The sequence below is a fragment of the Zooshikella harenae genome (assembly GCF_018837975.1).
Lineage (GTDB): Bacteria > Pseudomonadota > Gammaproteobacteria > Pseudomonadales > Zooshikellaceae > Zooshikella > Zooshikella harenae.
On the sequence record NZ_JAGSOY010000005.1, the window covers coordinates 142,805 to 166,115 of the forward strand.

General features: G+C 38.5%; 19 protein-coding genes and 1 pseudogene. 14 read left to right on the forward strand and 6 right to left on the reverse strand.

All coding sequences use genetic code 11. The annotated features are described in order from the left end of the window. Positions 1-18: 18 nt before the first annotated feature. From KCG35_RS04095 to KCG35_RS04130, 8 genes are all read left to right on the forward strand, one after another. Positions 19-822 carry a cell division protein FtsQ/DivIB gene (locus KCG35_RS04095; RefSeq protein ID WP_215818390.1) on the forward strand — a complete coding sequence of 268 codons (804 nt, stop codon included), beginning with the start codon at positions 19-21 and terminating at the stop codon, positions 820-822. A gap of 59 nt (positions 823-881) precedes the next feature. Then, a complete protein-coding gene (gene ftsA / locus KCG35_RS04100) occupies positions 882-2,117 on the forward strand; it encodes a cell division protein FtsA (RefSeq protein WP_215818391.1) in 1,236 nt (411 codons plus the stop codon). Between the two features lie 73 nt (positions 2,118-2,190). Continuing rightward, positions 2,191-3,357: a cell division protein FtsZ gene (ftsZ, locus tag KCG35_RS04105; RefSeq protein WP_215818392.1), complete on the forward strand. Its 1,167-nt coding sequence runs from the start codon at positions 2,191-2,193 to the stop codon at positions 3,355-3,357. A gap of 100 nt (positions 3,358-3,457) precedes the next feature. Continuing rightward, on the forward strand, positions 3,458-4,372 hold the full coding sequence (lpxC, locus tag KCG35_RS04110) for a UDP-3-O-acyl-N-acetylglucosamine deacetylase (protein WP_215818393.1): 915 nt from the start codon (positions 3,458-3,460) through the stop codon (positions 4,370-4,372). Between the two features lie 526 nt (positions 4,373-4,898). Next, positions 4,899-5,840, forward strand: a complete 942-nt coding sequence (locus KCG35_RS04115; RefSeq protein WP_215818394.1) for a M23 family metallopeptidase — start codon at positions 4,899-4,901, stop codon at positions 5,838-5,840. Positions 5,841-5,969: 129 nt separating this feature from the next. After that, complete coding sequence (gene secA, locus KCG35_RS04120; RefSeq protein WP_215818395.1) at positions 5,970-8,669, forward strand: preprotein translocase subunit SecA; 2,700 nt, start codon at positions 5,970-5,972, stop codon at positions 8,667-8,669. Positions 8,670-8,698: 29 nt separating this feature from the next. Continuing rightward, a complete protein-coding gene (gene argJ, locus KCG35_RS04125) occupies positions 8,699-9,952 on the forward strand; it encodes a bifunctional glutamate N-acetyltransferase/amino-acid acetyltransferase ArgJ (protein WP_230408991.1) in 1,254 nt (417 codons plus the stop codon). Next, positions 9,952-10,902, forward strand: coding sequence for a Nudix family hydrolase (locus KCG35_RS04130; protein WP_215818396.1), 951 nt, complete (start codon positions 9,952-9,954; stop codon positions 10,900-10,902). The genes argJ and KCG35_RS04130 overlap by 1 nt, the downstream gene beginning before the upstream one ends. On the opposite strand, the gene yacG is transcribed toward KCG35_RS04130, so the two are convergent. The 5 genes from yacG to pilB form a co-directional block, all read right to left on the reverse strand. After that, on the reverse strand, positions 10,893-11,129 hold the full coding sequence (gene yacG, locus KCG35_RS04135) for a DNA gyrase inhibitor YacG (RefSeq protein WP_215818397.1): 237 nt from the start codon (positions 11,127-11,129) through the stop codon (positions 10,893-10,895). The genes KCG35_RS04130 and yacG overlap by 10 nt on opposite strands. After that, a complete protein-coding gene (gene coaE / locus KCG35_RS04140; protein ID WP_230408992.1) occupies positions 11,126-11,722 on the reverse strand; it encodes a dephospho-CoA kinase in 597 nt (198 codons plus the stop codon). Before coaE ends, yacG begins: the two co-directional genes overlap by 4 nt. Positions 11,723-11,724: 2 nt before the next feature. Next, positions 11,725-12,597, reverse strand: a complete 873-nt coding sequence (locus KCG35_RS04145; protein ID WP_215818398.1) for a prepilin peptidase — start codon at positions 12,595-12,597, stop codon at positions 11,725-11,727. A gap of 97 nt (positions 12,598-12,694) precedes the next feature. After that, entirely contained in the window at positions 12,695-13,912 is a 1,218-nt protein-coding gene (locus tag KCG35_RS04150) for a type II secretion system F family protein (protein ID WP_215818399.1), read from the reverse strand. 352 nt (positions 13,913-14,264) lie between these two features. Beyond that, positions 14,265-15,968 carry a type IV-A pilus assembly ATPase PilB gene (gene pilB / locus KCG35_RS04155; RefSeq protein WP_215818400.1) on the reverse strand — a complete coding sequence of 568 codons (1,704 nt, stop codon included), beginning with the start codon at positions 15,966-15,968 and terminating at the stop codon, positions 14,265-14,267. A 313-nt stretch (positions 15,969-16,281) separates the two neighbouring features. On the opposite strand from pilB, the gene KCG35_RS04160 reads away from it, so the two are divergent. The 5 genes from KCG35_RS04160 to KCG35_RS04180 all read left to right on the forward strand — a co-directional run bounded on the left by KCG35_RS04160 (position 16,282) and on the right by KCG35_RS04180 (position 21,890). After that, the gene (locus tag KCG35_RS04160) at positions 16,282-16,710 is read left to right on the forward strand and encodes a pilin (protein WP_215818401.1); all 429 of its coding nucleotides are present in this window, start codon (positions 16,282-16,284) and stop codon (positions 16,708-16,710) included. A 68-nt stretch (positions 16,711-16,778) separates the two neighbouring features. Next, positions 16,779-18,674, forward strand: a complete 1,896-nt coding sequence (locus KCG35_RS04165) for a hypothetical protein (RefSeq protein ID WP_215818402.1) — start codon at positions 16,779-16,781, stop codon at positions 18,672-18,674. Between the two features lie 3 nt (positions 18,675-18,677). Next, positions 18,678-19,538 carry a glycosyltransferase family 2 protein gene (locus KCG35_RS04170; RefSeq protein WP_215818403.1) on the forward strand — a complete coding sequence of 287 codons (861 nt, stop codon included), beginning with the start codon at positions 18,678-18,680 and terminating at the stop codon, positions 19,536-19,538. A gap of 13 nt (positions 19,539-19,551) precedes the next feature. Further along, on the forward strand, positions 19,552-20,652 hold the full coding sequence (locus KCG35_RS04175) for a glycosyltransferase family 4 protein (RefSeq protein ID WP_215818404.1): 1,101 nt from the start codon (positions 19,552-19,554) through the stop codon (positions 20,650-20,652). Between the two features lie 32 nt (positions 20,653-20,684). Continuing rightward, positions 20,685-21,890, forward strand: a complete 1,206-nt coding sequence (locus KCG35_RS04180) for a glycosyltransferase family 4 protein (protein WP_215818405.1) — start codon at positions 20,685-20,687, stop codon at positions 21,888-21,890. Positions 21,891-22,043: 153 nt separating this feature from the next. On the opposite strand, the gene KCG35_RS04185 is transcribed toward KCG35_RS04180, so the two are convergent. Continuing rightward, positions 22,044-22,181 carry a hypothetical protein gene (locus tag KCG35_RS04185; protein WP_215818406.1) on the reverse strand — a complete coding sequence of 46 codons (138 nt, stop codon included), beginning with the start codon at positions 22,179-22,181 and terminating at the stop codon, positions 22,044-22,046. Between the two features lie 167 nt (positions 22,182-22,348). Here KCG35_RS04185 and KCG35_RS04190 point away from each other — a divergent pair. After that, positions 22,349-23,124 (forward strand): annotated as a pseudogene (locus tag KCG35_RS04190) (IS1595 family transposase). The last annotated feature ends 187 nt before the right edge of the window (positions 23,125-23,311 follow it).

A 23,311-nucleotide genomic window follows, 5' to 3' on the forward strand; every position in this document is an offset into this window, starting at 1 on the left:
AGTTTGGGTAAAGCGATAATGCTTGACGTGTATGGTTATAGTGATGTCAATGTGAGAGGTAAACGAAAAAAAACGCGTGGAGCAAGCCGCAATACTTCGAATAAAAAAGGGAGCCGTGCGTTCGTTTTTTATCTAAAAATCGTCGGGAAACTATTGGCATTATGCGGTATTATTTTTATAGGGGGATATACTTGGCCTTACATTGAAAAAAAAGTAAATCAACCTATAGCTAGAGTAAAGGTGCAAGGTAAATTTGCTGCTTTAAAAGAGCAGCATGTCCAGAAGACAATAGAGCCTTTTCTTGAGCAGCGTTTTTTTAGCTTAAAGATAAAAAAGCTACAGCTGACATTGGAGAAATTGCCATGGGTTGAGACTGTCGTTATACGACGGTTATGGCCTGATCAGCTTGCTGTCCATATAATTGAGCAAATTCCTGTAGCACGATGGAATCAACGTTCGTTATTAAACGCTAATGGAGAAAGCTTTACCCCAGAAGATGTAAATGGGTTTGAGGGATTACCACATTTGGTAGGACCTAAAGGTACTCAATTAGAGATGATGAAGCAATACCACTCTATCAGTCAACAGTTGAGGCCTTTAAAATTATCCATTGTATCACTACAACAAAGTGAGCGGGGTAGTTGGACGTTAAAAGTAAATGGGTTAAAGATTTTGTTGGGGAGAGATGATCTTTTAGAAAAAATGCAACGTTTTGCGCTGATTTATAAAGCAGAGTTGCAAACGCAAAAGCAACGAATTAAGTCTGTTGATGTACGTTATTCAAATGGTGTTGCAGTTGCTTGGCGAGAACAACGTGGTTAAACGTCGTATTTAAAGAATATGAAAGTATGAAAATAGTTGGCGTAAGAAGGTCTGATTGAATGGCTGCTGCAACTGGCGGAAAAATGATTGTGGGACTAGACATTGGCACTTCCAAGGTAGTGGCCATTGTTGGTGAGCTGAATGATGAAGGCTCACTGGAAATAATTGGTATTGGCGCACATCCTTCCCGAGGGCTTAAAAAGGGTGTGGTGGTTAATATTGAGTCTACCGTGCAGTCTATCCAGCGTGCTATTGAAGAAGCAGAGTTAATGGCAGGGTGTCAAATTCACTCTGTGTATGCAGGCATAGCAGGCAGCCACATCCGTAGCCTTAACTCTCATGGCATCGTTGCTATTCGTGATAGAGAAGTAACAACTGCAGATATTGCTCGGGTTATTGATGCAGCACAGGCTGTAGCTATTCCTGCGGATCAAAAAATACTGCATATATTACCTCAAGAGTATGTTGTTGATACTCAGGAAGGTGTGAAAGAACCATTAGGAATGTCTGGGGTGCGTTTGGAAGCTAAGGTGCATCTTGTGACATGTGCAGTAAATTCAGCACAAAACATCGAGAAGTGTGTTCGGCGTTGTGGTCTGGATGTAGAAGACATAATCCTTGAACAGTTGGCATCAAGTTATGCTGTTTTGACTGATGATGAAAAAGAACTCGGTGTGTGTTTGGTTGATATCGGTGGGGGGACGACAGATATTGCCATTTTTACTGAGGGTTCTATTCGGCACACTGCGGTTATTCCTATTGCTGGTGATCAAGTTACTAATGATATTGCTATGGCTTTGAGAACCCCTACACAGCATGCTGAAGAAATAAAAATTAAGTATGCCTGTGCATTAACACAGTTGGCGGGTGCTGAAGAAATGATAAAGGTACCAAGTGTGGGGGATAGGCCGCCGAGAGACTTGTCTCGTCAGGCGTTAGCAGAGGTTGTAGAGCCTCGTTACGATGAGCTGTTTACTTTAGTGCAGGCTGAGCTTCGTCGCAGTGGGTTTGAAGACCTTGCTGCTGCAGGTATTGTTTTAACAGGAGGTACCGCAAAAATGGAAGGGGCCGTTGAATTGGCTGAAGAAATATTTCATATGCCAGTTCGATTGGGTGTTCCACAAAATGTGAAAGGTTTGGCTGATGTTGTACAGAACCCGATCTATTCAACAGGTGTCGGATTATTAATGTATGGCATTAAACATCAAAAGGAAGGCCGGTTGAGTGTGCCTATTCGGGAATCACAAGAAGGGATCTTAATGCGGATGAAGCAGTGGTTTCAGGGTAACTTTTGATAATGACGAGAGCCTGGGGTGTGGACTACAACCTTACGCAAAACTGATGTGAAGCGATAGAAAGGAGAGGGTTATGTTTGAGTTAGTCGATAATGTACCGCAAAATGCGGTCATTAAAGTCATCGGTGTTGGTGGCGGAGGTGGTAATGCCGTAAACCACATGTTAAGTAAACATGTGGATGGGGTGGATTTTATCTGTGCAAATACCGATGCCCAAGCACTAAAGCATTTACATGCGAAAACTTTATTACAGTTAGGTACGGCAATCACCAAAGGACTTGGTGCTGGTGCTAACCCAGAAGTTGGTCGTAATGCTGCTATAGAAGATAGAGACCGGATTGCTGAAGTGCTTTCTGGTGCCGATATGGTCTTTATAACAGCAGGTATGGGGGGAGGAACTGGAACAGGTGCTGCACCTGTAGTTGCTCAAGTTGCTAGAGAACTAGGGATTCTGACAGTAGCTGTTGTTACGAAGCCTTTTCCTTTTGAAGGCAAAAAGCGTTTGACTATTGCTAATGAAGGAATGATTGAGTTGGCTGAGAGTGTTGACTCGTTAATTACTATTCCTAATGAAAAGTTACTGCCTGTTCTTGGTAAAGATGCTAGTTTACTTTCCGCTTTTAGTGCGGCAAATGATGTATTACTGGGAGCGGTACAGGGTATAGCTGACTTAATTATACGTCCAGGTATGATTAACGTTGACTTTGCAGACGTCCGTACTGTCATGTCTGAAATGGGGATGGCTATGATGGGGACAGGCTCTGCCACAGGGTCCAATCGAGCTGTTGAGGCTGCAGAAGCTGCAATTCGTAGTCCTTTGTTAGAAGACGTTAATTTACATGGGGCTCGAGGAATTTTAGTAAATATTACAGCAGGTCTCGATCTTTCTTTGGGAGAGTTCTCAGAAGTGGGTAATACTGTAGAGCAGTTTGCATCTGAAAATGCTACCGTAGTAGTTGGTACTGTGATAGACCCCGATATGTCTGATGAGTTACGAGTCACCGTTGTAGCAACAGGCTTAGGCGAGAATGTAAGTTCAGAAAAACCAGTTAAAGTTGTAGATAATACGAAAAGTGATGGTACGTTAGACTACAATAAACTGGATAAGCCTACTGTCATGCGTAAGCAGGCTGCTGCAGAGAGTACATCAACAAAGGCTGTCAAACCTGACGCAGCTCGTAACTCGGATAATATGGATTACTTAGATATTCCTGCTTTTTTGAGAAGACAGGCAGATTAGTACGACGTTGTTCGCGAAAAGTTGGTGATGAAGAACAACTTTGATACAATCGCCGGCTCTGTGTGACTCTATGCAGGATTTTGACAAAGCGGCGTTAATTATGATCAGACAAAGAACGTTAAAAAATATAATCCGAGCAACAGGTGTTGGCCTTCATTCTGGAGAGAAAGTTTATTTAACACTAAAACCTGCACCCGTTGACACAGGAATTGTTTTTTGTCGCACTGACTTAGATCCTGTGGTGGAAATTTCAGCAAAAGCAAAGAATGTTGGTGATACTACACTTTGTACTTCTTTGATAAATGCTGATGGAATTCGTGTTGACACTGTTGAGCATCTACTTTCTGCCATGGCTGGGCTTGGAATAGATAATGCCTATGTTGAAGTTAGTGCTCATGAAGTCCCTATTATGGACGGTAGTGCTGGTCCATTTGTATTTCTGTTACAGTCTGCAGGAATCATGGAACAGAATGCTCCTAAGAAGTTCATTAGAATTAAGCGTGAAGTTACCATTAAAGATAATGACAAAGTAGCAACTTTTCTGCCTTTTGATGGCTTTAAAGTAACTTATGAGATTGATTTTGATCACCCGGTATTTCGGAGTAGAACTCAGAAAGCCAGTATTGATTTTTCTAGTACTTCTTTTGTTAAAGAAGTAGCAAGAGCCCGTACTTTTGGCTTTATGCGTGACATTGAATATCTTCGATCAAAGAACCTTATCCTTGGTGGAAGTGTTGATAATGCAATTGTAGTGGACGATTATCGAATTCTTAATGAAGATGGTCTGCGCTATGAAGATGAATTTGTTAAACACAAAATGCTTGATGCGATTGGTGATTTATATCTTCTTGGCTATAGCCTTATTGGAGAATTCCGTGCATATAAATCAGGTCACGCGTTAAATAACCAAGTATTGAGAAAGCTTATTTCTCAGCAAGATGCTTGGGAAATGGTTACATTTGATGACCCATCAACAGCTCCCATATCTTATATGCGTCCCGTAGCCGCAGTATAATGTTTTGAATAAAATAGAAGTTGTACATTGTCGGCTAGGTATTTTTACTCGTTTCTTTGTGGTTATCACTTAGTAGGTGCAGGATAAAATTTGCACTGCGCTTGCGTGGATATATTTGAAATTTTCGAGTCATTCACAGACTAGTCTTAGACTTTTTGCACCAAAAACATGATTCAAGTATTTTGGTGCCAGTGCTTTCAGATAAATAAAAGCACATTTATGTTGAGTGTTAACAAAGGGTTAAAGAGTTTTCAAAAGTATGCCTTTGAAAGTAAATCAACAGTAAATTCTGTATTTCTTTCAGGTCAATAGTTGAATGAATTACAGTCAGATGTTAAATTCGTCAGCTAAACTGTTACTTTATGTATAGTTTTTGGCTACATAATGTGTGAAAACAACTATACTTAGTTTTCAATTATTGGAAAGTGGTCAATTAAGGGAGCTAGAAAATACGTCAGGTTATAACTTGGTCGTTAATAGGATTGGTACTTCAGACCGCTAAGATCCAGGTAGAACGCAAAACATAATGAATATTATCGTCGTTAGGCGCAGTCATGGACAGTCGAAAACGGTCAATGTGCGGTTTTCAACGATTCTTGTTGCCAGCATTCTGTTTTTAGCATCTTTAGTCGTGCTCAGTGCATGGATAACTTATTGTGTCATGCAGATGGGCTCACAAGTTGTTGTTACAGCTAAAACAGCAAAACAGTGGCAACATCAAATTGCGCTTCAAAAACAAGAAATTGAACACTTAAAAAAGCAGGCTAATGTCCAGCTTGACTCGTTAGCATTACGAGTCTCTGAGCTGCAGAGCCGTATAGTTCGGCTAGATGCTTTGGGTGAGCGTCTAACAACTATGGCACAGCTTAATGATGGTGAGTTCGATTTTTCTGAACCTCCTGCTGTAGGTGGTCCCTCCTCTCAAGATTTAGATCAATCTTACACTGCTCCAGATTTTATTGAGTTAATGGATCAACTCATTGGTAAGATTGAAAGCCGAGAAACTCAATTAGAAATTCTTGAAGACCTTCTAGCCAATCGAAAACTCTCAGAGGAGTTTTTAGTAAAAGGTGTTCCTGTTCTTAAAGGTTTTATTTCCTCTCGCTTTGGTTATCGTACTGATCCTATTACAGGGCGTCGGTCATTTCATGGAGGAATTGATTTTGCTGCAAAGCATGGTGAAAATGTGCTTGCTGTAGCTTCTGGTGTAGTTACTTTTTCTGGCCGTAAAAATGGATATGGAAATGTAGTTGAAATAAACCATGGTACAGGTTTAGTAACGCTTTATGCTCATAACAGTGCCCTACTGGTCGATGTTGGAGACATAGTTGAGAAAGGTCAGTTTATAGCCCTTGTAGGTAGTACTGGTCGTTCTACAGGCCCTCATGTTCATTTTGAAGTGTTTAAAGGTGGGCGCAGGGTTAACCCCTCTAGCTACATAGATAGAAACATGCTGACCAGAAAGTGAGCTGTTTTGCTCACTGTTAGTGCTGAGTTTCGAATAGTACAAATTTAGCGGTAACATTACCCTTTTATTATTTCTATGGAATCCCCACCTTGGGAAATGTGTCCAACCTTTTTTATATAGCTGAGCATTATGTTAGCCCCCTTAGTCCGAAAAGTTTTTGGTAGTAAAAACGATCGCCAGTTACGGCGCATGAGAAAAATTGTTAAAGCCATAAATGCCCAGGAGGAGGGCTTACAAAAACTGTCTGATGAGCAGCTGCAGCAAAAAACAGTTGATTTTAAGCAGCGAATAGAACAAGGCGAAACACTCGATAAACTATTGCCTGAAGCGTTTGCGGTAGTGCGTGAAGCAAGTAAGCGTGTTATGGGAATGCGTCACTTCGATGTGCAGATGATTGGTGGAGTTACACTGCATGAAGGATGTATTGCTGAAATGCGTACGGGTGAAGGTAAAACGCTAGTCGCAACATTGCCAGCCTATCTAAATGCTTTATCTGGTAAAGGTGTTCATGTTGTAACTGTAAATGAATATCTTGCTCGTCGTGATGCTAGCTGGATGCAACCGCTTTATGAGTTCTTGGGGCTTTCTGTGGGGGCGGTGGTTCCAGGTCAAACACCTGAAGAAAAGCGTGTAGCGTATCAAGCAGATATCACATATGGCACCAATAACGAGTTTGGTTTTGATTATCTTCGTGACAATATGGCTTTTGGTGTTGAAGATAAGTTCCAACGGGGGCTTAATTTTGCCATTGTCGATGAAGTTGACTCCATTTTAATTGATGAAGCACGAACACCACTGATTATTTCTGGTGCTGCGGAGGAAAGCTCCGAACTCTATATTGCTATTAATAAATTAGCGCCTAAGTTAACTCGTCAAGAAGAGGCTGTGGAAGGGCACTTCACACTTGATGAAAAAACGCGTCAAGTTGAGTTGACTGAGCAAGGTCATCAATATGTTGAAGAGCTATTAGTACAGGCTAATTTGTTAGCTGAGGGCGATAACCTCTATGCTGCTCAAAATCTGAACTTACTGCATCATGTATATGCAGCACTAAAAGCTCACACAATCTTCCATAAAAATGTAGATTACATTGTTCAAGAAAATCAGGTTTTGCTTGTTGATGAGCATACTGGTCGAACAATGCCTGGCCGACGACTCTCTGAAGGCTTACATCAGGCTTTAGAAGCAAAAGAAAATTTAAGTGTTCAAAGTGAAAGCCAAACACTAGCATCAACAACTTTCCAGAACTATTTCCGTTTATATCAAACGCTGTCAGGTATGACTGGAACCGCAGACACAGAAGCCTTTGAGTTTCGGCAGATCTACGGTTTGGACGTTATTGTAATTCCTACGCATAAACCAATGATTCGAAAAGATCACAATGATTTGGTGTATTTGACCATTGAGGAAAAATACAGCGCGATTATTGCTGATATTAAAGAATGTGTAGCCAATAAAAGACCTATTTTAGTGGGTACAGCATCAATTGAGTCCTCTGAAAGAGTTTCTCAAGCTTTAACAAAAGCTAAGATTCCTCATGAAGTCCTGAATGCTAAGTTTCATGCCAGGGAAGCAGAGATTATTTCTCAGGCTGGTAAGCCAGGAGCTGTGACGATAGCAACAAACATGGCAGGGCGTGGAACGGACATTATGCTTGGAGGAAATTGGGAGGCAGAAGTTGCCCAATTAGAAAACCCTTCAGAGCAGGATATAGAAAAAGTCAAAGCAGAATGGCAAGAACGTCATAAGCAAGTACTTGAAGCGGGTGGTTTACATATTATAGCGACTGAGCGCCATGAATCTCGCCGAATAGATAACCAGCTTAGAGGGCGCTCAGGTCGTCAAGGTGATCCTGGATCTTCTCGTTTTTACCTTTCTCTTGAAGATAATTTAATGCGTATCTTTGCTTCAGACCGTGTTAAAGGGTTTATGAAAGCATTGGGTATGGAGAAAGGTGAAGCCATTGAGCACAGAATGGTGACCAATGCTATTGAAAAGGCACAGCGCAAAGTTGAAGGTAGAAACTTTGATATTCGTAAGGCTTTGCTGAAATATGATGATGTGGCGAATGAACAACGCCGTTACATTTATGGTTTAAGAGATAGAATACTAGAATTTGATGATGTAACAGATATCATTGATGAATATCGCCACGAAGTTTTAACCTCTGTTATAGATCAATTTATTCCTCCGCAAAGCTTAATTGAGCAATGGGATATTGAGGGCTTAGAAGAGCACTTAGCATCGGAGTTTAATGTCAAACTCCCCATACAACAATGGTTGGCAGAGGATAAAACCCTTCATGAAGAACCTCTTCGTCAAAAGGTTGCGCAAACACTGATTGACGAGTACAAGGCTAAAGAAGCTTTAACTGGTTCAGAAGTACTGCGAATGTTTGAAAAGCAAATGCTGTTGCGGGTTCTGGATGATAAGTGGAAAGAACATTTATCAACAATGGACTTCTTACGTCAGGGAATTCACTTAAGAGGTTATGCTCAGAAGAATCCTGAGCAAGAGTATAAGAGAGAGGCATTTGAGCTGTTTAAGCAAATGTTGCAGGATATTGCTCATGAAACCATCAAAATCCTGACACATGTACAAGTCCGCCAAGATGATAATACTGAAGAGGTAGAGCGACAACGTCGCGAAGCAATGGCTCAACGTATGCGTTATGAGCATGAGCAAGGTGGGGCATTAGCTGAAGCTGGGGTTGAGGATGTTGAATCTAATAAGCCTTTTACCCGTGAAGGTAAGAAGGTGGGTCGTAACTCGCCTTGTCCATGTGGTTCGGGTAAAAAGTACAAACAGTGCCATGGTCGATTGGGCTAGTTGACGGAAAGTTAAAAAAAGGCGACATTATGTCGCCTTTTTTTATGTTTTACTTTTTGCTCAACAAGTTGAGGTCTGATGTGTCAGAGTTACACGTATTACCTGTACCCGGTATTAAATGGGCAACGGCTTCTGCTGGGATAAAAGAATCAGGCGAAGATATTGCTGTTATGATCGCGGATCAAACAGCAATGATGGCTGGGGTTTTTACTCAAAATGCCTTTTGTGCCGCACCAGTGATTATTGCTAAACAACACATATCGCACCGACCTCTCGCTTGGTTAATTAATGCAGGTAATGCCAATGCAGGTACTGGAGAAGAAGGGATGACAGCAGCCAAAATAAGCTGCCAAGTGCTTGCAGAAGTTATTGGTGAATTAAATCCTGAGCAAGTATTGCCTTTTTCTACAGGCGTTATTGGTGAGCTATTACCTGTAGATAAGATCACTAAAGTGATGCCGACATTAGTGCAACAAGAGTCATCAACGAGCTGGTTGGCTGCTGCAAAAGCTATTATGACGACTGACACGAAAATAAAGTTTTTTAGCAAAAGCGTTAAGTTAAAAACAGGCACAATTACCCTGTCGGGTATAGCTAAAGGCTCAGGAATGATCAAGCCTGACATGGCGACAATGCTTGCATTTATTGGAACAGATGCAAATATAAGTCAAGAATTATTACAAAAAGTATTGTCCTCAAGTGTAGATAAATCGTTTAACCGTATAACCGTTGACGGCGATACTTCAACAAATGATGCCTGTGCAATCGTAGCAACTGGTCAGGCCGGTCATTCAATAATAAATGATGAATCTCAGGCAGACTATGATCTTTTTTCAAAAGCACTTAATGACTGTTGTGTATCTTTAGCAAAACAGATTGTTAAAGATGGTGAAGGGGCGACAAAGTTTATTACTGTGGAAATTGTTCAGGCAAAAACAGCAAAAGAGGCACTAGCTATTGCTTACAGTATTGCTCACTCGCCATTAGTAAAAACAGCATTTTTTGCAGAGGATGCAAACTGGGGAAGAATTTTAGCCGCTATAGGCAAAGCTGATATTCCAGATTTAGTGATAAGTAAGATTAATATTAATTTAAATGATATTTGTATTGTCGAAAAGGGCGCTAGATCATCAAATTATCAAGAGTATCTAGGACAGCAAGTGATGCAGGCGCAAGAAATCACCATAAAAGTTGCTTTAGGTCGAGGTGAAGCTTGCGAAACGGTGTGGACAACTGATTTATCTTATGAGTATGTGCGAATTAATGCGGAGTATAGAAGTTAATGGTCAGTAAGTCTGTTCATGTTGCCGTTGCTGTAATTGTTAATACATCTGGTGAAGTACTCATTGCCAAGCGAGCTTCTCATCAACATCAAGGTGATAAGTGGGAATTTCCTGGAGGTAAGGTTGAATCGGGTGAGGAGGTTACTGAAGCACTGGTTCGTGAATGTCAGGAAGAATTAAACATTACTGTTAAGCCATCAAGAAGGCTGATTGCAATTACGCATGATTATGGTGATAAATGCGTTATGCTTGATGTGTGGTATGTAGATCACCTATCAGGACAGCCTGTTGGGTTAGAAGGACAGCCAATTCGTTGGGTTACAATGGATGAACTATGGTCTTATACCTTTCCTTCTGCAAATAAGCCTATAATTCATGCGATACAGCTACCTTCTGAATACGTTATTACTGGAGATTTTATTGATTATGATGAACTGTTCAGTAAAGTAAGACGAATAATAGATCAGGGACATAGGTTAATTCAGTTTAGAGCGCCACAGCTTGGTGAGAAGGATTATCTCGCTATAGCTTCTGAGTTGCTTCTTTTTTGTGAAGCTGCAGGGTGTCGTTTGATGCTAAAAGGAAGCCCTCAATCAGTCTATCAGCTGGGAGGAAAGGGGCTACACCTGACAGCACAACAATTAAAGCAGGTTACTGCTATTGATATAGAGTCATTCAAGCAACCAGGCTATTTATTGGCGGCATCGTGCCATAATGAAGAAGAAATAACACTGGCAGAGCAACTTGGTGCTGACCTGATAACACTATCGCCAATTAATTACACACAAAGTCACCCTACATTGATGCCATTACCTGATGAGGAACGTGATTTACTAACGCACAAAACTACCATACCCGTCTACTGGCTAGGTGGTATGAGCAAAGATCAGCTGCCTCAGACCTGGTATCAAGGGGCTCAAGGCATAGCCAGTATTCGTGCCTATTGGTGATGATCAGAGAATAGTGGGTGTACGTTGTTAAGGTCATCTGATGCCTCATCTAGCTGTTCTGAAAGAGTATCGGCATAAACAGGACTACCAGGAATTTTATGTTCCTCCGCAGCCCAACACCCTAGGTCAATCAGCTTGCAGCGATCACTGCAAAAAGGGCGATGAGGATTGCTTGTCGTCCATTCCATAGCTTTTTGGCACATTGGGCAGTTGACCTTGAGCGTCATGTTGTCACCATTGATAAGTAGGTTTGATGGAGACTTGTCAGATTTTTGTAAAGCTGATCAAGATTACCACTATTATCAATAATATCATCAGCCATCGCTAGTCGTTTAGCTCGAGGCAGTTGTGAGGCAATAATCGCTTCAATCTGATCTGAATCTTGCTTATCCCGTTGACAAACACGTTGAATCTGGATTTCTTCAGTTGTATCAATGACCAGTACTCGGTTTACCAACTTATGTTGCCCTGTCTCTAATAGTAATGGAGAAACCATTATTGCATAGGGAGAAGATGCACGGTTTAAGTCGTTTAGCATTTTCTTATTAATCAGTGGGTGAAGTAACTGTTCTAGCCACTGCCGTTGTTGTTTATCTTGGAAAATGATTTCTCTTAATTTTCGACGATTTAAGCTGTTATCATCATTTAAAATATGGTTACCAAAGTGTGCCGCAATTTGTGAAAGTACAGGAGAATCCTTTTCAACAAGCCTTCGACTAACTTGGTCTGCGTCCTCAATATGAATGCTTTGTTGTTTGAAAAACGCTGCAGCAGCACTTTTACCACTACCGATTCCTCCTGTTAGTCCCACAATAAACATTATTAAAAGCCTGCTAGCTGAAAATACTGTTGAACAATCGTTTCTCCCCAAAACAGCGCTACCGCTCCTGCTCCTGCCAGATAAGGTCCAAAAGGAATAGGAATTTGATGGTCGTGACCTCTAAAAAGAATGAGTAAACCACCAATAATAGCGCCTATAAAAGAGGATAGTAAGATAATCAAGGGTAACATTTTCCAGCCAAGCCATGCACCTAACATTGCAAGTAACTTGAAATCACCATAGCCCATACCTTCTTTTTGGGTGAGAAGCTTGAACAGCCAATAAACACACCATAAGGTTAAATAGCCAGCAATAACGCCCCAAAGTGCTTGATCAATGGTAGTAAAGAGTTGCCATTGAAAATTGATAAGCAGGCCAACCCAAAGCAAAGGTAAAGTAATATCATCAGGTAGTATTTGATGGTCGAAGTCAATCATCGTTAAGGTCAATAATGCCCACAGTAATAAGCAAGCAGTAATTGTGTTTAATGAAAAACCGAAGTACCAGCCACTCAAAAGTGCAAGTAAACCTGCAATTAGCTCGACCAGTGGATAACGCATGCTGATTGATGTACTACAATTGGCGCATTTTCCTTTTAAAAGTAAGTAGCTTATAACAGGAATATTTTGCCAGGGCTTTATAGGTGTTTTACAAGACGGGCAGTGAGAGTGGGGAAAAACTAAGTTAAATTTTTCTTGATGGTTTTCCTGAGGTAGCTTGAGTAGGTCACGACACTCACACTCATATAGTCGTTGTAGCATGACTGGGTAACGTAGAATCACAACGTTCAAAAAACTTCCCACGATTAGCCCTAAAATTAACAAAGTTACTAATAAGGCTATTGGGCTATACGCTAAATATTCAAGAATGCTCATTTATTTTCCTACAGGAGCGAGATAGGCTTATCAACAGGAAAAAGGGCAGCGAAGCTGCCCTTAGTGGTTACAACAGTTAGAGTATTAAACGAGACGGTTATACAACAGAGCCTAACTGGAATATTGGTAGGTACATGGCTACGATCAGTCCACCAATGAGTACCCCAAGCACAGACATAATTAGAGGTTCCATCAAACTGGTTAAGCCATCAACAGCATTATCAACCTCTTCTTCATAATAGCTGGCCACTTTATCCAGCATCTCGTCCAAAGCACCTGATTCTTCACCAATAGAGACCATTTGTACCGCCATATTACTGAAAATAGCCGTATTTTTCATCGCAAACTGTAGCTGCATACCGGATGAGACATCTTCTTTAATTTGTTTTGTCGCATCATAAAACACCACATTACCCGCAGCACCTGCAACAGAGTCCAAAGCGTCAACTAAAGGTACACCCGCCGCAAAAGTGGTAGAGAGTGTTCGGGCAAAGCGGGCCATTGCTGATTTGTGCAAAATATCACCCATAATGGGTAACTTAAGCACTATTCTGTCTCGGGCATCCCTAAGGCCTTTATTTTTTTCAAGTGCTTTACTGGAAATAATTACAAAAGCAATTATACCAATAAGGAAATAATACCAATAAGCTTGCATAAACTCAGATAGATTAATGACCATAAGGGTAAATGCAGGTAAGTCAGCCCCAAAGCCTTGGAACACCTCTTGGAACTGAGGAACGACTTTTACGAGTAGAATAGCAGTTACGATGATGGCAATGACGACGACAGCGATTGGGTAGCGAATAGCTTTCTTAACCTTCATCTTGAGAGACTCGGTTTTTTCTTTATAGGTTGCAATCCGTGCGAGTAATGACTCTAGGCTACCCGACTGTTCACCAGAAGCAACTAAGTTACAATATAAGTCATCGAAGTATTTTGGATGTTTTCGAAGGGAGTCGGCCAGCGTGTTACCCCCTGCCACTTCATTTTTAATATTATTGAGCAAATCTCTTAAGTTAGGGTTATCAGCCCCTTCTGCAGTGATTTCAAAAGACTGTATTAAAGGAACCCCTGCGCGTAACATTGTTGCAAGCTGTCGAGTAAAGACTGCAATATCTAAAGGCTTAATGCTTTTGCCTTTACCACCTAGAGTCATCCCTTTTTTACGTACTTTGGTTGGGACGATGCCTTGCTTTCGTAACTCGGCTTTGACGGTGGCTAAGTTGGCACCCTGTATTTCGCCTTTAGTCTTACGACCTTTTTTATCTTTTCCTTCCCAAGTAAAGGAAGCTACTTTTACTGCTTTGGTTGCCATGATGATCTGTTCCTTGGGCTGAGTCTACGCCAATGACCCGAAGAGTAAGAATTATAAAAAGTATTGGGCGATAACGACGGAAGTGCAAAAGTTTATTTTTAATTCATAACATGAATGTAACAATATTATGTGAATCCAAGTACAACCATCTCAGTTTTATATCTGCACATTATAAGAGACTTAACCTTCATACTTGTTTGCGCTATCTTTCAGACAAAATGATCAATATAAAACATTATTCATGAAATAGTTCGCACAATTAGTGTAGCTTATTTATCATTATTGCGAATACTGATAACGTGGCTAAATACTTATTAATGCCAACTATTTCATGTTTTTATTGGTAGGTTGTTTAATCTTTAGTAACTCGGTTGACCTCTTCCAGGCTGGTAACACCTTGTAGTGCTTTTACGAGTCCTGATTTGCGTAAGTTACTAAAGCCTTCTTTCTCTGCAACTTCTGCAATTTCTATCGAGTTGCCTTCTTCCATAATAATTCTTGATAAAGCGGGGGTGATTTTCACTACCTCATAAATACCCACACGTCCCTTGTAGCCTTTATTACATTTTTCACAGCCCTTGGGCCCATAAAGTACAGCAGACTTTGCTTGCTCTGGGGTGAACCCTTCTTCGAGGAGGGTTTTTTCGGGTACTTCAACGGTTTGCTTACAGTTGCTGCACAGTCTTCTGGCAAGACGTTGGGCGATGATTAAGTTGACCGTTGTGGCAAGGTTAAAAGCCGGAACGCCCATATTAAGCAAGCGGGTTAAGGTTTCAGCTGCACTGTTAGTGTGTAATGTAGACATTACCATATGGCCTGTTTGGGCAGCCTTAATGGCTATAGAAGCTGTTTCAATGTCTCGAATCTCTCCCACCATGATAATATCAGGGTCTTGACGCAAGAAGGCGCGTAATGCCTGGGCAAAGTCCATACCTTGCTTGGGGTTGACGTTAACCTGGTTGATACCTTCGAGGTTGATTTCTACTGGGTCCTCAGCCGTAGAAATATTGCGTTCTACAGTATTGAGAATGTTAAGGCCTGTATAGAGTGATACAGTTTTACCGCTACCTGTAGGTCCTGTGACTAAAATCATGCCTTGAGGTTGCATCAGGGCAGTCATATAAAGATCTTTTTGCGCTTCCTCGTAACCTAGGCTATCGATTCCCATTTGTGCACTGGTTGGATCAAGAATACGCAGTACTATCTTTTCACCCCACAAGGTAGGACAGGTATTCACACGAAAGTCGATAGACTTCGTCTTTGATATCCGCATCTTAATCCGGCCATCCTGGGGCTTACGGCGTTCTGATATATCCATTGAGGACATAATTTTTAAGCGTGAAGATATCCGTGGGGCTAAGCTGATAGGGGGTCTAGCCGATTCATGTAGCACACCATCGGTACGAAAGCGTACCCGATACGTTTTTTCATAAGGCTCAAAGTGTAAGTCAGATGAGCCCCCTTTAATGGCTGATAGCAGCATCTTGTTGACAAACTTCACGACAGGGGCATCATCAGCTTCACTGGCGACAGGGCCACCTTCATCCTTGCCTTCATCAACCGCACTAATATCAAGATCTTCTAAACCTTCATCATCAAGATCAGATAAGCCATCATCTGTGTTATCAAGAAACTTCTCGATTGCGGTATTAAGCTTGTCTTCTTCAACCAACACTGAATCGATGTTGAGCCCTGTGTTAAAGCGAATTTCATCCAGAGCAGATAAGTTTGTTGGGTCAGAAACAGCAATAAAAAGTCGTGTACCTCGTTTGTAAAGCGGGATTGTGTGGTGTTTACGAATGAGTTTTTCATCAACAACATCTTTAGGTGCTAGCTCAAAGTCAAAACTATTCAAGTCCATCAAGGGGGAGCCAAACTCCTCAGAAGCCAATCGTGCGACATCCAGTGGTTTGACAAAGTCAGATTTAACCAAATGGGTCACAAAAGGAATTTTCTGCTTTGAAGCTTCTTGGTATGCATTTCGTGCTGTTTCTTCGTCAAGCAGTTTGTCATCAACAAGTCTTTTGGCAAGACCGGTAAGCATGATTCTGGACATGGAATAGTTACTACTGTGTCTAGTTGATGAAGGATACGCAAAGTATAGATTGAAAAGTAGCAATCTATAAAAGAGATATAATTAACATAAAGTATGTGACAAATTTTGTCACTAAGTGGTGATAAAGGTAACTGTTTAAAAATGATCCTGACATCAATTTGTATTAGTTATCGTGCTAAGTTATTCATAATGATGCTGAATGTTAATACTATCAAAGTGAGTGTCTACTAACTTAAAAAATTGGCATTGGCATTGCTCCCACATCCGTACTATGACTATTCAAGTGAATAGGATTTGATCGGAGGAGATTCTCATGAAAAAAATGCAACAAGGTTTTACGTTAATTGAATTAATGATCGTAGTCGCGATCATTGGTATTTTGGCGGCGGTAGCGATACCTGCTTACCAGGACTATACGGTACGCACAAAAGTCTCTGAAGGAATGTCACTGGCATCCGGTGCAAAAACGGCAGTATCTGAAACAAGATTATCGCTAGGGCGTTTTCCAACAGGGAGTAATTCTAGCTATGGGTTAGCAGGTGCTACCAGCATAAAAGGCAATAATGTTTCGCAGGTGAAAGCTAATGGTGGCGATGGCGTAATAACCGTTACGTATTCAAATGATAGCGCTATAAACGGTAAAACTCTTGTACTAACGCCATCAATGGCTTCAGGAGGATCAATTATATGGACATGTTCAGGTACTGTAGAGAGTAAATACCTACCTTCGAATTGTAGATAATTATTAGTCAGGCTCCTCCTTAGAGCATGGTGCTCATGTGACCGAGTGGAGCCTGTTTAAGTTAAAAAATGACTGCTAATAAAAACCAAGATTTTTTTAGTAATAGTGCAGTTGTTGTGCTATTTTTTTGTGCTTTACTATTGACTCTTTATGTATACTGGCCTTCGCTAAATGGGCCTTTTGTTTTTGATGATATTCCCAACTTAGAAGCACTAGGTGCGTTTGGTGGTGTCGACTCGTTAGAAAAAGCATTAATCTTTATTTTTGATGGAAAAGCGGGGCCTTTGGGTAGGCCCCTAGCGCTTACTTCATTTCTCCTGAATGATACTAATTGGCCATCAAATGCTGAATTTTCTTTTAAATATACTAATGTATTAATTCATTGTCTGGTGGGGGTCTTAATATTTGTTTTTGCTCGAAAAATAATATTTTTAGCGGGTGTAAACAAAGATAGAGCTAATATATATGCCATATTTGTAATGATCTTTTGGTTGTTGCATCCAATGAATATAAGTGGCGTACTGTTGGTCGTACAGAGAATGAACCAACTGGCAACAGGTTTTATGCTGATTTTTTTTATATATTATCTGTATAATAGAAATTCAGTAGTTAGCTTTGATAAAAGTGTATACTTTTTTAGTATTTGTGGGGCAATATTTATTGCAGCAATTTTGTCTAAAGAAACAGCTGCTTTGATACCTATCTACTTGTGTGTTTTAGAAATTGTATTGCAGGGACAGCGCAGAGAAAAAAATGATTGGATTCAGGTTTTTATTGTTTATATTGGTGGGCTTGCTTTCATTGGATTGTTATTTTTTTATGCTAATTTTGATAGTTTTACTTGGCAAGTAAGAGGTTTTACGCCTTTAGAACGATTAATGACAGAATCGAGGATTCTAATTGACTACTTGGATAAAATTGTAAGGCCAAGTTCTGTAGGGTCAGGATTTGTCAATGATGATATAATTCTTTCCAAAAATCTTTTTGAGCCAATAACAACTGTCTTGTCAATAATATTTGTTGCATCTCTTTTAGTTGTTGCTTTATTTGTTAAAAATAAATTGGTTAAATTTGGCATATTTTGGTTTTTTGGAGGGCACTTACTTGAATCAACATGCTTGCCGCTTGAACTCTATTTTGAGCATAGAAATTATCTTCCTATGGTAGGCATTATAATTGCCTTAGTAGGTATTTTAGATCAACTTAAACAAAAAGAAATTGTATATGGTGTGATGTGTGTATTGGTTTTAATAAGTTTGATTTTATCTCGTCAATCAGCGGTAATATGGGGGGATTCTAGTAAACTAGCCAAAGTGTTATTCGTAGAGCATCCAAATTCAAAAAGAGCTTATCAGTCCTTTATTAATGAAAGGTTTTTTAGTGGGGATATGGCTGCAGTAAAATATTTAATTGCTAGTGGGAAAGAAAAGTTTCCTGGTGATAATTACATGTTGCTTCAATCTGTTATTGTTGGATGCGATAATGAGTTAAATTTTGCTGTTGAAAATGAAGATATTAAACGAAAAATAATTTCTGGTTACTATGATAATGGAAGTATTGCTTTAATTAATACTTTGTCGAGGTTGGCTAGAGATAATAAATGCCGTGAAGTTAATTATGATTTTGTTGAGGATGTGATTGATGGGTTTTTGTTAAATAAGTTTTATAAAGGAAATTATGATAGATCAATTCTTTACTCAATAAAGCATGATTTATATATACATAAAAAAATATATAAAAAAGCACTTTATTTTATAAATAAAAGCGTAAAGCTGAATAATAAAAATCATCAGTTAATGTTTAAAAAAATATCTTTGCTATCTGCGTTAGAATTTAATTCAATGTTGGTGTCTACCTTGAAAGAAGCAATGAATATATCATCAGGTAATTATTTTAAGGATAAATTCTACAGAGATATATATGCTAGTATGATAGATGATCTGGTTAAGCTTGAGAAAGGCTAATTTATGTCGAAATATACCTTGGTTATACCCGCAAAAAATGAGTATGAGCATTTAGGTGGCGTGATTTATACTCTGCAAAAAAATGTGGAAAATCAAAGTATTAAAATTATTGTGGTAAATGATGGCTCAACAGATAACACCTCTAACCTTTGTGAAAAGTATAATGTGATAGAAATTAAGCATAATTATTCTAAAGGAAATGGGGCAGCTATAAAAACCGGATTAAGAAATGTTGATACAGAGCATGTGATTTTAATGGATGCAGATGGACAGCATAATCCAGATGAAATTAAAAAACTAATTAAAAAATATGAAGAAGGGTATGATATGGTTATCGGAGCAAGATCGAGAAATGATCATGCTTCACTTTTCAGAAAATATGCAAATATTATATACAACAAACTGACTACATGGATAGTCGGTCATAAAGTTAAGGATCTTACTTCGGGCTTTCGTGTGGCTAATACAGAAAAAATGAGAGAGTTTATAGAGTTATATCCAAATGGATTTTCATATCCAACGACTTCAACCATTGCATTTTTTAGAGCAGGTTATACAGTAGGCTATGAAAGAATAAATGTGGAAAAGAGACGTGGAGAGGTAGGTAGTCATATCAATCTTTGGAAAGATGGAGTGAGATTTTTTATAATTATATTCAAAATTGGGGTTTTATATTCCCCTATGAAAATATTTTTTCCATTATCAATGGCTCATATCCTAATTGGGGTGCTTTACTATTTGTATACATTTATTAATGATGGTAGATTTACAAATATGAGTGCATTATTATTAAGTAATGCGGTGATGATATTCCTTATTGGTTTGGTTGCTGAGCAAATTACCATGTTAATTTATAGAAAATAGGTATGGATGGTCAATGAATATAGTGTTTTTGACAAAAAGATACTATACAAATAAAGATTTAATACTGGATAAGTTTGGAAGGTATTACGAAATACCTTTTTTTTTGGCTAATAAAGGTGTAAGAGTCAATATTTTTGGATTGGCTTATAAAGAGAAAAGGAGGTATAAAGTATCATATTTTTTTAATGATAATTTTAATATAGATATGTTTTCTTTAAATTTAAAATATTTTCTGGGGTACTTTTTGTTTTTAAGAAAGTTGTTTTTGTTTTTGAAAGGTGATAAGCCTGACTTGCTAATTACAAGTGGAGATGTTGTTCATATATTTACTGGTTTTATTGTTTCTAAATTGTTTGGTATTAATTATTTAGTAGATCTTTGTGATAATATTGAGAGCTATCCTTTAACAAAGAAATTTATTTTTAATAAATTGTTTAAATATTCTGTAAAAAGAGCAACTCGTGGGATTGTTGTAAGTAATAATTTGAAAAAGTATATAAATGAAGAGGGATACTCTCCTGATAAAGTATATGTAATAGGTAATGCAGCCTCAAGAAAATTCATAAAAAAAGATAAAATGATTTTCCGGAGGAAGATAGGATTGTCGTTAAGCGATAAGGTAATAGGATTTGTTGGTTCTTTATATAAAAATAGAGATCTTGAGGAAGTGTTACATTTATTTGATAAGTTATCTTTGGAGTATGATGACTTATACTTATTGCTTGCTGGAACTTTTGAGAATAATATTAGACTTCCTATAAATGATAAGATGATTTTTGTTGGAAATATAGATCATAATGATATGCCATATTTATACTCAAGTATAGATGTTTTAATTATTGGATTAACACCTGATGGGTTTGGGAGTTTTTGTTACCCACAAAAATTATGTGAGGCCATAGCATGCGAAGTACCATTTGTTGCTGCAAGCGTGGGAGAGGTGAATGAAATATTGAAAAATCACCCTAATAGCTTGTACAAATATGGTGATATCAATGACTTGTATTTAAAAGTCGTTAAGAAGTTGTCTGGCTGTCATTGTAATATAAAGCCTATCTACTGGGAGCATCAAGCAGAGCAAGTTCTGATGGTATTGAAGGAAGCAACTGCTTAATATTTTTAATTATTTACTAGCTGAGTGTATGAATGAATGGAAGAAAAAAAATACTGATAATAACCTCAACTTTTCCAAGGTGGGATGGCGATATCGAGCCTTATTTTGTCGAATCTTTTGCAAAAGAGCTTTCAAAAAAACATAAAATTGATATTTTGTCCCCTCATTTTAAAAAATCAAAAATTTTTGAAGAGAAAGATTATGGTCGTATCTTTAGATTTGTTTATTTCTTTCCTTTTTTGGAGAGGCTCAGTTATAATGGGGGAGTTTTGTCAAATTTAAAAAAAAATAAGTTTAAGTATTTTTTGATTATTTTATTTGTAGTTATGCAATTTTTTTGGGTTTTTTTTTTGCAAATTCGATGTAGGTATAATGTGATTAATGCTCATTGGATTATTCCTCAAGGATTAATAGCTGTTTTAATTAAAAAAATTATGCCAAGAAAAATAAAGCCGAAAGTGCTATGTACATCTCATGGGGGGGATTTGTTTTCTCTCAAAAGTAGAATGCTTACGCAGTTAAAAGGCTATGTATTAAAGAATTGTGATGGTATAACAGTCGTTAGTGAATATATGTGTAAAGTTGTAAAAGAGATGGTTGATATCGATGATAGTAAAATATTTGTAGGGCCAATGGGGGTTGATCTTAAAAATAAATTTGTGTTCGATAGAAGTATAGAAAAACAAAATTTGATATTTGTTGGTAGGTTGGTTGAGAAGAAAGGTTTGGTATATTTGGTGAAAGCTATTGATATTTTGAGAAATAAATATCCAAATATTTTATTGAATGTGGTTGGTGATGGTCCGCTGTATGGTATCATTAGTGAGCTAATTAGCGAGCTTGACTTAAAGAAAAATATTAAACTATTAGGTGCCAAAAAAAGTGATGAAGTATCTAAACTTTTGAAACAATCAAAAATATCCATTACTCCATCAATAGTCACAAAAGAAGGCGATCAAGAAGGACTAGGTTTAGTCATCATTGAAGCTCTTGGGTGTGGTTGTGCTGTAATTGTATCTGACTTACCTGCAATACATGATATTATAATTGATCATAGAACGGGCTTGTTTTCAAAACCCGGTGACCCACGATCTATTGCAGATAATATAGAACTATTATTAACTAATGATGAGCTAATGAATAGTTTAGCTGAAAATGGTAGGAAATATGTTGTTGATAAATTTGGCTGGAAAAATGTAGGGTTAAATTATTTTTGTATATTAGATAAAATGAATTAAAATGTATTTATCCTTACCGAAGGATAACTGATGAACTAATTACCAGGGAACTTTGTTGTAATAGGCTAACAACGGCTGATTGAATAAGCAATTTTGTAAATTGCTTTCACGAACTTTAAATATGACTATCCTTAAGCAATACTGTAGATACTTTTACGCAGCCATAGCCCCATAGTCACTCAGCTGTTCATACACTTGAGCGACTTTTTGAATACTTAGGCTCAACCCTAACTTGTCAAAAAGTTTTTCCATTAAATGTTGATTAAATTTTTTACGCTTCCATGAGGTCATTGAAATTACCGTTCTATCATTGCTTCCTTTTAACCGCTGATCCTCTAACTTCAATACATTCAGTGCTGATAATGATGCGTTTAAATGGGTACCTAATTATGACTATTCTTAAGCCATCACTTGCAGTACTATTGTGTTATAGACAATTTTAGCCAGGGGGGTTAAAAATGGCTATCAACAAAGTTCAGTTTCAAAAAGGCCTCAGTCTAAACGAGTTTATTGAAAATTATGGAACGGAAGAGCAATGCTTCAAAGTCCTGTATAAGTTGCGATGGCCTGAAGGATTTATATGTCCAAAGTGCGGATACAATAAATGTTGTCAGTTGACACAGAGAAGCCTTCAGCAATGTCATAAATGCCACCACCAAACTTCAATAACAGCAGGCACGATTTTTGAGTCCACTAAGTTACCTCTTACCACCTGGTTTCAAGCTTTTTATCTTATATCTCAAGACAAAAAGGGTATTTCAGCTATAGAGCTTCATCGTCATTTAGGTATTTCTTACCAATCAGCATGGCGTATGAAGCAGAAGGCCAGCCTGTCCGGATTAAGCTCAGCATTTTAAAAGGTTTTTTCAAGGAAGAAATAACGGTTTGGAGCCGTAAAAATGTGGTGAGTGGTAGTACCGTTATTTCAGATGGGTTAGCTTGTTTTAATGGTGTGGTTGATGCGGGCTGTAAACACGATAAAATTATCTGTGGTGGTGGGCGTGCGTCAGTAGAAGAGCCTGAGTTTTATTGGGTTAATACCATTTTGGGGAATTTAAAAAGTGCATTACGCAGTACGTACCATGCAATTCGGCCTAAGTATGCACAACGTTATCTTGCAGAGTTTCAGTATCGTTTTAATCGACGGTTTAATTTAAAAGATTTTATACCAAGACTTGCCTACGTTGCACTGAGAACGCCTGCGCTACCAGGAAAATTGCTGAGGATAGCTTAGGGTGAGTCATAATTAGTTAACTTTTTAACTTGAGGAACTTTTATGATTAATGAATTTGACTATCTGGCTGACAAAATAAGAGATGCTAAATTTGAAACTAATCCATACCAGCATATAACAATTAATGATTTTTTTTCTAAAGATCACTTCAAAGAAATTATTAATTCGCAGCAAGTCAATATTCCTA